Here is an 8,026-nt window from a genome sequence, read left to right as displayed (position 1 = left end):
CGGCACCCGGGGCAGCAACCGGAGAATCCCGGATGCCGAAGCCCGGGCCCCCTGACGACGTCAGGCCGGCACGGCCTCGCGTGGCGCGGCGGGTACCTTATCCGCGCACGAGAAGCGCGCGCGGTACGCGGTGGGGGTCAGCCCCATCGTGCGGGCGAAGTTCTGGCGGAGCACCGCCGCCGAACCGAAACCGCACTCGGCGGCGATGCGGTCGAGGCCGAGGTCGGTCTCTTCAAGGAGGCGCTGGGCGTGCAGGAGGCGCTGCCGCGCGAGCCACGCGGCCGGCGTGGCCCCGAGATCGGCCTTGAAACGGCGGGCGAAGGTCCGCGGCGACATGTGCGCGCGAGAGGCGAGCTGATCGACGGAGAGTTCGGCATCCAGGTTCTGCAGCATCCACTCGGTCACCGGCGCGAGCGACATCGACGGCGCGACCGGCAGCGGCGAGGCGATGAACTGGGCCTGCCCTCCGTCGCGCTGCGGCGCGACCACCATGCGGCGGGCGATGCGGTTGGTGAGTTCGGCGCCGAGTTCCTGACGCAGCAGGTGAAGGCACGCGTCGAGGCCCGCCGCGGTTCCCGCGCTCGTGATCACGCGACCGGACTGCACGTAGAGCACATCGGGATCGACCTCGATCGAGGGGTACATGCGGGCCATGACATCGGCGTAGCGCCAGTGCGTGGTGGCACGCTGACCGTCGAGAATTCCCGATGCCGCGATCACGAACGCCCCACTGCAGACGCTCAGCAACCATGCGCCACGAGCGTGCGCCGCACGCACGACCTCGATCACACGCGGATCCACCGACGCCCACTGCTCCCGCGGGATGGGCGAGAGAACGACGATGTCAGCGTCGGCCGCCGCATCGAGACCGCGCTCGACGTTGACCGAGAAGCCGATGTTCGAGGGCACGACGCCGGGATCCGGTGCCACGATGCGGAAGTCGAAGTTGGGAATCCCGTCGTCGGTGCGATCGAGGCCGAACGCCTCGCACGCGAGACCGAATTCGAACGGGGCGAAGCCCGGCTGGATCACGACGGCGACGGAACGCATGCGCACCTCTCGGAGTGGCAGAAATCGAACGAACAGCGTCCATCATGCCACTCGCGGCACAAAATCGCGATGCGTAGCTTTTCTGCCATGGCATATCTCATCGCTCTCGGCGCCCTCGCCCTCGTCAGCGTGGTCGCGTCGGTGTGGCTCATCCGCACCGACGGCTACCGCCCCGTCCCCACCGACCCCGAGCGCGCCGCGCGCCGTCGGGAACCCGCCTCCCGCGAGAAGAAGCGTCGTCAGCGTCCGGCGGAGACGGCCCGCCCGTACACCGCGGCCATCGCCGCCGTGCGCGACGACTGGCGGAACCGCTCCGCGATCGTCGGGTCGACCGCGACCGGCGTGCCCGCCGCGATGTCGTCGGCCGCGCGGCGCAGCGACTCCGCGAGCGCGGGGATCGTGGCATCCGGAACCGTCCAGACGCCGGCGCCCAGCTCCGACGCGATGTCGGGGTCACTGACGACGGCCGGCGTGCCGAGCGAGGCCGCCTCGAACACGGTCATCCCCTGCGTCTCGAAGCCGATCGAGGTCTGCACCACCGCATCGGCCGCCGCCAGCCGCGCGAGCGTCTCGGCGTAGCTCAAGCGTCCCGAGAAGACGACGGATGCCACGGGCCTCCGCTCCGCGACGAGCTTCTGCGCCGCGCGGAGTTGGGCCCCGCCCCCGATGATCTCGACCTCGGCCTCGATCCCCGAAGCCGCCACCGCCTCGAGGAACGGAAGGAGGCGCTTCTCGGGGCTCATGCGCCCGAGCCACACGAAGCGCGGGGGGCCGGGACGACGTGCCTCGGCGCCGCTCGCGAGGGCGGCGTCGAGGATGTCGTCGTCGATCCCGTTCCAGATGACGTCCACGCCGGCGCCGGCCTCGGCGGGCACGACACCGTGCTCCTCGAGACGCCGCGCGAAGTGGCCGGAGGGCGCGGTGATCCCGCGCGAGAGTCGCGCGAAGCGGCGGAGGTACGCCCATCCGTCAGCCGGGCCGGCGCCCTGCGTGGCGTGCCCCGCGCGTACGTCGGGTGCCGCGGGCGCAGCCGGCGCCACGCGCGCGGAACGCGCGGCATCCCGCGGATTCGCGCCCGGGGACGGCGGGGTCGCCGCGTTGCCTCGCGTCGCCGCCGCGCCGCGCAGCGCCCGCCGCGCCCACGCGTTCAGCACACGCAGGACGAGCGCCGGAAAGGGCGCGGTCGCCTCGATCCCGACGTCGACGCGATTGTGCATCGTGTGCACGACCGGAAGGCCGTGGCGGGCGGCGTAACGGTGCCCGATGAGCGCGCCCCAGAAATCCGCCTGCACGTGCACGACGTCGACAGGAAGTCGCGCGCCGAGCTCGGCATCCACGAACCGATCCGTGCGCGCGCCAGGCCAGGTGAGCGCGTACTCGCGGTCGGGCGTGATCGGGATCGAGGGGAGGTCGATGTACGCCGCGTCGTCGGGGGCGGGCCGGTGCATCCGTGGCGCGACGACCGTCACGACGTGCCCCGCGCGCTCGAGGAAGCGCTTCTGCAGCCGCATCGACACCTGCGCACCGCCGAGGGACTCGAGATGCTGGTCGGCGAACATCACCACGTGCACGCGGTCACTCCGGGATCGGCCGTCCGCGGTACAGCGCCTCGAAGGTGTCGAGCGTTCGACCGATGTCGTGCACGATGACGCCGTCGAGCGAGGCCTGCTGCATGCGTCGTCGCTCGTCGGGATCAGCGGTGAGGACGTCGGTCAGGCGCGCCGCCAGCTCTTCGGCGTTGCCGGGCTCGAAGAGGTAGCCGTTCTCGCCGTCGTGCACGAGGTGCGGGAGGGCGACGGCGTCGGCAGCGACCACCGGGAGCCCGGATGCCATGGCCTCCATCGTCGCGATCGACTGCAGTTCGGCGATCGAGGCGATCGCGAAGACACTCGCCCGGGTGTAGAGCGCGCGCAGCTCTTCTTCGGAGGTGTGACCGTGGAACGTCACGCGCGCCGAGAGGCCGAGCTGCTCGGCGAGCTGCTCGAGGTTGCGGCGCTGGTCGCCCCCTCCGACGATGTCGAAGGTGACGTCGAGGGCGGGGTCGAGCAGCTTGAGCGCGCGCAGGACGACGTCGATCCCCTTCTCGGTCGTGAGGCGGCCGACGAACAGGATGCGGTTCGCGTCGCGCGGCTCGAGATCGGGCGTGTAGTTCGACCGGTCGATGCCGCACGAGATCGGGATGACACCCTGGATGCCGATCGTCGACTCGAGGAAGTCCGCCGCGCGACGCGTCGGGGTCGTCACCGCGCGGGTCATCGCGAACGTGCGGGCGGCATCGGCCCAGGCGAGCTTGACGAAGATGCGGTCGAGGGAGTCGGGGAGCGTCGTGAAGTCGAGGATGTTCTCGGCCATCACGTGGTTGGTGGCGACGACCGGGATGCCGCGCTTGCGCGCCTCTCTCGTGAGACCGCGGCCGATGACGATGTGCGACTGGATGTGGACGACGTCGGGCTTCACCTGGTCGAGCACCTTGCGCGCGTAGTGCTTCGCCCGCCACGGCAGCACGAAGGTGAGCCAGTCGTGCGGGAGGAAGCGGTACGCCGGCAGACGGTGCATCGTCATGGGCTCACCCTCGATCACCTCGGTGAAGGTGCCGGCGTGGCTGTGGCCCACGCTCGGAGCCGCCACGTGAACGTCGTGACCGCGGGCGACGAGCCCCGCGGCGAGGCGCTCCGCGAATCGGGCGGCACCGTTCACGTGGGGAAGGAAGGTGTCGGCTCCGATGAGGACGGTGAGCGGACGGTCGGCCGGTGCGTCGGCGGGCGTGTCGGTGGGACTGCCGTCGGGCGTCGGGTCGGAGGGCGTCGCAGGAGTGGTCACGGGTGGTGAGGCCTATCTGTGCGGCGGTAAGGGCACGCGGGGCGGGTTCGCGGGGCGGCTCCACTGTACCGGAGGGGTTTTGCGCCCCCCGAACGTCGTCGCGCGTGTGACAGCTTCGTCGAGCGGTCGCGGAGCGCCCCTGACGACACGGCACCGCGCGGACGGCAGGTGTTCCGTCCGCGCGGCGCGCCCCTCAGGACTCCACGCCGCGGACGACCTCCGCCTCGGCCGCGTCGAGGCCCGAGGACGCGTTCTGGAACTGGGACTGGTACAGGCGCCAGTACGCGCCGTGCTGGGCGATCAGCTCGTCGTGGGTTCCCTGCTCGACGATGTCGCCGTGCTCCATGACGAGGATGAGGTCGGCGTCGCGGATCGTCGAGAGCCGGTGCGCGATCACGAACGAGGTGCGCCCCTCGCGAAGCGCTGCCATCGCCTGCTGCAGCAACAGCTCGGTTCGGGTGTCGACCGACGAGGTCGCCTCGTCGAGGATCAGCACCGAGGGACGCGCGACGAAGGCCCGGGCGATCGTGATGAGCTGCTTCTCGCCGGCGGAGACGTTCGCCGCGTCCTCGTCGAGGACTGTGTCGTATCCCTCGGGGAGAGAGTGCACGAACTGATCGACGCGCGTCGCGACGGCGGCCTCGACGATCTCTTCGTCGGTCGCGCTCTCGCGGCCGTAGCGGATGTTGTCGCGGATCGTCCCGGCGAACAGCCACGGGTCTTGCAGCACCATCCCCGTGCGCGAACGGACGTCGTCGCGGCGGAGATCGGCGATGTTCTGACCATCGAGCAGTATCCGCCCGCCGTCGAGCTCGTAGAACCGCATGATGAGGTTGACCAGCGTGGTCTTGCCCGCGCCTGTGGGCCCCACAATCGCGACCGTCTGACCGGGCTCGACGCGGAACGACAGGTCGCTGATGAGAGGGCGCTCGGGGGTGTAGGCGAAGGCGACGTTCTCGAACTCGATGACGCCGCGTCCGTCGACCGGTTCGGGGGCGTCGGCGGCGTCGGGCTCCTGCTCGTCGGCGTCGAGCAGCGCGAAGACGCGTTCGGCCGAGGCGGTGCCCGACTGCACGACGGCCGCCATGCCGCCCAGCTGCGACAGCGGCTGCGTGAACTGCTGCGAGTACTGGATGAAGGCCTGCACGTCTCCGAGGCGGATCTGCCCGCCGGCGACCATGAGCCCACCGAGCACCGCGATACCGACATAGGTGAGGTTCCCGACGAACATCATGCCGGGCATGATCATGCCCGAGAGGAACTGGGCCTTGAAGCTCGCCTGGTAGAGCTCTTCGTTCTCGACCTCGAACTTCTCGCGGGCGTCTTTCTCGCGACCGTAGACCTTGACGAGCGCGTGGCCGGAGAAGGACTCCTCGACGCGGGCGTTGAGGCGCCCGACCTTCTTCCACTGCGTACCGAAGGCCTTCTGCGACTTCGGCCCGATCACGCCGAAGATGATCGCCATGAGCGGCAGCGAGACGAGGGCGACGAGCGCGAGCTGCCACGAGATCGTGAACATCATGATGAGCACGCCCACGACGGTCAGCACCGACGTCAGCGCGCTCGAGAGCGACTGCTGCATCGTCTGCGTGATGTTGTCGATGTCATTGGTCACGCGGGAGATGAGTTCTCCGCGTTGCACCTTGTCGAAGTACGACAGCGGCAGGCGGTTGACCTTGGCCTCGACGTCTTCGCGGAGGCGCCACATCGTCCGCACCATGATCACGTTGATGACGTAGCCCTGGATCCACGACAGCAGCGACGACCCGACGTAGATCGCGAGCACCGCGACGATCACCAGGCGGAGGGCGTCGAAGTCGACTCCCGCGCCGACCTGGAACGTGTTCATCGCGCCGACGATGTTCGCGAAGTCGTTCTGACCGCTCGCGCGGAGAGCCTCGACGGCATCGGCCTGCGAGGTGCCGGCGGGGAACTGGGTCGCCAGGCCCTTCGAGACCACACCCTCGAAGATGATGTTCGTCGCGTCGCCCAGGACGCGCGGGGCGAGAACGGCGAGGACCACACCGATCGCACCGAGCACCGACACGAAGGCGAAGGCGACGGCGTGCGGGCGCAGGAGCCCGATCAGTCGGCGGAAGCTCGGCCCGAAGTTCGCGGCTTTGCCGGGGGCCACGCTGTCCCAGTCGCCCGAGTTCAGGCGTGCCTGCTCGGCGAGTTCGAGTTCGGCGCGCTCCTCTTCGGTCAAGGCGTCGGGGGTGCTCATGCTTCCACCCCCAGCTGCGACTCGACGATCTCGCGGTAGGTCGCGCTCGTCTCGAGCAGCTCCTCGTGCGTGCCGAGACCGACCATGCGACCGTCTTCGAGCACCACGATGCGGTCGGCACCCGTGATGGTGGACACGCGCTGGGCGACCACGATCTTGGTCACCTCGGGCAACTCGTCCCAGAGGGCCTGTCTCAGCCGTGCATCGGTACTGAGGTCGAGCGCCGAGAAGGAGTCGTCGAAGACGAGCACCGACGGGCGGTGCACGATCGCGCGGGCGATGGCCAGACGCTGACGCTGCCCGCCGGAGACGTTCGTCCCGCCCTGGGCGATACGCGCCTCGAGCCCGCCGTCCATCGCCTCGACGAAGTCGCGCCCCTGGGCGATCTCGAGCGCACGCCAGAGCTCGTCGTCGGTGGCCTCCTCGCGCCCGAAGCGGAGGTTGGAGGCGACCGTGCCGCTGAACAGGAACGGGCGCTGCGGGACGAGGCCGATCCCCTTCCACAGTCCGTCGAGGTCGGCCTCGCGCACGTCGACGCCGCCGACGCGCACGGCGCCGGCGGTCACGTCGAACAGACGCGGGATCAGCGACACGAGCGTGGTCTTGCCCGCACCGGTGGATCCGACGATCGCGACCGTCTCGCCCGGGCGGGCGGCGAAGCTCACGCCGGACACGACAGGGGACTCGGCCCCCGGGTACGCGAAGGCGACGTCGTCGAACTCGACCGCGCCGGGCTCGGGGAACGCGGTGATCGGGTTCGTCGGGCGCTCGAGGGTGGAGTGGCTGTCGAGCACCTCGCCGATGCGCTCGGCCGAAACGGCGGCGCGCGGGATCATGACGGTCATGAAGCTGGCCATCAGCACCCCCATGAGGATCTGGGCGACGTACTGCATGAAGGCGAACAGCGTGCCGATCTCGACCGCTCCGCTGTCGACCTGGATGCCGCCGAACCAGATGACCCCGACGACGGTGACGTTGAGCACGAGCATCGCGAGGGGGAACAGCAGCACGAAGAGGGAGCCGACCTTGCGACCGACGACCATGATGTCGGTGTTGGCCGCGCGGAAGCGCTCTTCTTCGATGCGTTCGCGCACGAAGGCGCGCACGACACGGACGCCCGTCAATTGCTCACGCATGATGCGGTTCACGGCGTCGAGCTTGGACTGGTAGCTGCGGAACAGCGGCACCATGCGGGCGATGATGAGTCCCGCGGCGACCAGGAGAGCGGGAACCGCCACGGCGATCAGCCAGCTCAGGCCCACGTCTTGCTGCAGCGCCATGAAGATGCCGCCGAGGGCGAGAAGCGGGGCGCTGACCAGCATGGTCGCCCCCATCATCGCCAGCATCTGCACCTGCTGCACGTCGTTGGTGTTGCGCGTGATCAGGGAGCCCGCACCGAACTGCGACAGCTCGCGCTCGCTGAACCCGCTGACCTTCTCGAACACGTCTCGGCGGATGTCGCGACCGGCCGCCATCGCGGCGCGGGCGGCGAAGTAGGTCGCGATGATCGACGCCGTGATCTGCCCGAGGGAGATGACGAGCATGATCATTCCGCGCGACCAGATGAAGTTCGTGTCGCCGCGAGCCACGCCCTGATCGATGATGTCGGCATTCAGACGCGGCAGGTACAGGGATGCCATGGCCGCGGCGAACTGGAAGATCAGCAGCGCGAGCAGCAGCCAGCGGTACGGCCTGAGGTAACGGATGAGGAGTTTGGCGAGCACGGAGCCCTCCGGAATCACTGGATCACGGTCGCCATGACCGCCATCTCAGCCTGGCACGGACCTCCGACATCGGCACTCCCCCGTCAGCGAAACCGGTCGCCCGCGAAGGCATGTCCCCATTTGTGCAACGCGAGGGGCCCAAATCTGCACATTTCGGGACACGGATGCCAGGGAGCAGGGCCACGGCACCGGCGCGCCATCGCGCCAA

At 69.6% G+C, this 8,026-nt stretch carries 5 protein-coding genes; all 5 read right to left on the bottom strand.

Annotation, left to right across the window (positions count from 1 at the left end):
- Positions 1-60: 60 nt before the first annotated feature.
- The gene (locus tag NS283_RS11590; protein WP_058597020.1) at positions 61-1,050 is read right to left on the bottom strand and encodes a GlxA family transcriptional regulator; all 990 of its coding nucleotides are present in this window, start codon (positions 1,048-1,050) and stop codon (positions 61-63) included.
- Positions 1,051-1,289: 239 nt separating this feature from the next.
- A complete protein-coding gene (locus NS283_RS11585) occupies positions 1,290-2,621 on the bottom strand; it encodes a glycosyltransferase (protein ID WP_058597019.1) in 1,332 nt (443 codons plus the stop codon).
- Between the two features lie 4 nt (positions 2,622-2,625).
- The gene (locus NS283_RS11580; RefSeq protein ID WP_058597018.1) at positions 2,626-3,870 is read right to left on the bottom strand and encodes a glycosyltransferase; all 1,245 of its coding nucleotides are present in this window, start codon (positions 3,868-3,870) and stop codon (positions 2,626-2,628) included.
- Between the two features lie 193 nt (positions 3,871-4,063).
- On the bottom strand, positions 4,064-6,094 hold the full coding sequence (locus NS283_RS11575; protein ID WP_058597017.1) for an ABC transporter ATP-binding protein: 2,031 nt from the start codon (positions 6,092-6,094) through the stop codon (positions 4,064-4,066).
- Entirely contained in the window at positions 6,091-7,818 is a 1,728-nt protein-coding gene (locus tag NS283_RS11570; RefSeq protein ID WP_058597024.1) for an ABC transporter ATP-binding protein, read from the bottom strand. The genes NS283_RS11575 and NS283_RS11570 overlap by 4 nt, the downstream gene beginning before the upstream one ends.
- Between the last annotated feature and the right edge of the window lie 208 nt (positions 7,819-8,026).

Origin of the sequence: Microbacterium testaceum, assembly GCF_001476285.1 — a bacterium.
GTDB lineage: Bacteria > Actinomycetota > Actinomycetes > Actinomycetales > Microbacteriaceae > Microbacterium > Microbacterium testaceum_B.
This window is presented reverse-complemented; position numbering and strand designations above follow the sequence as displayed.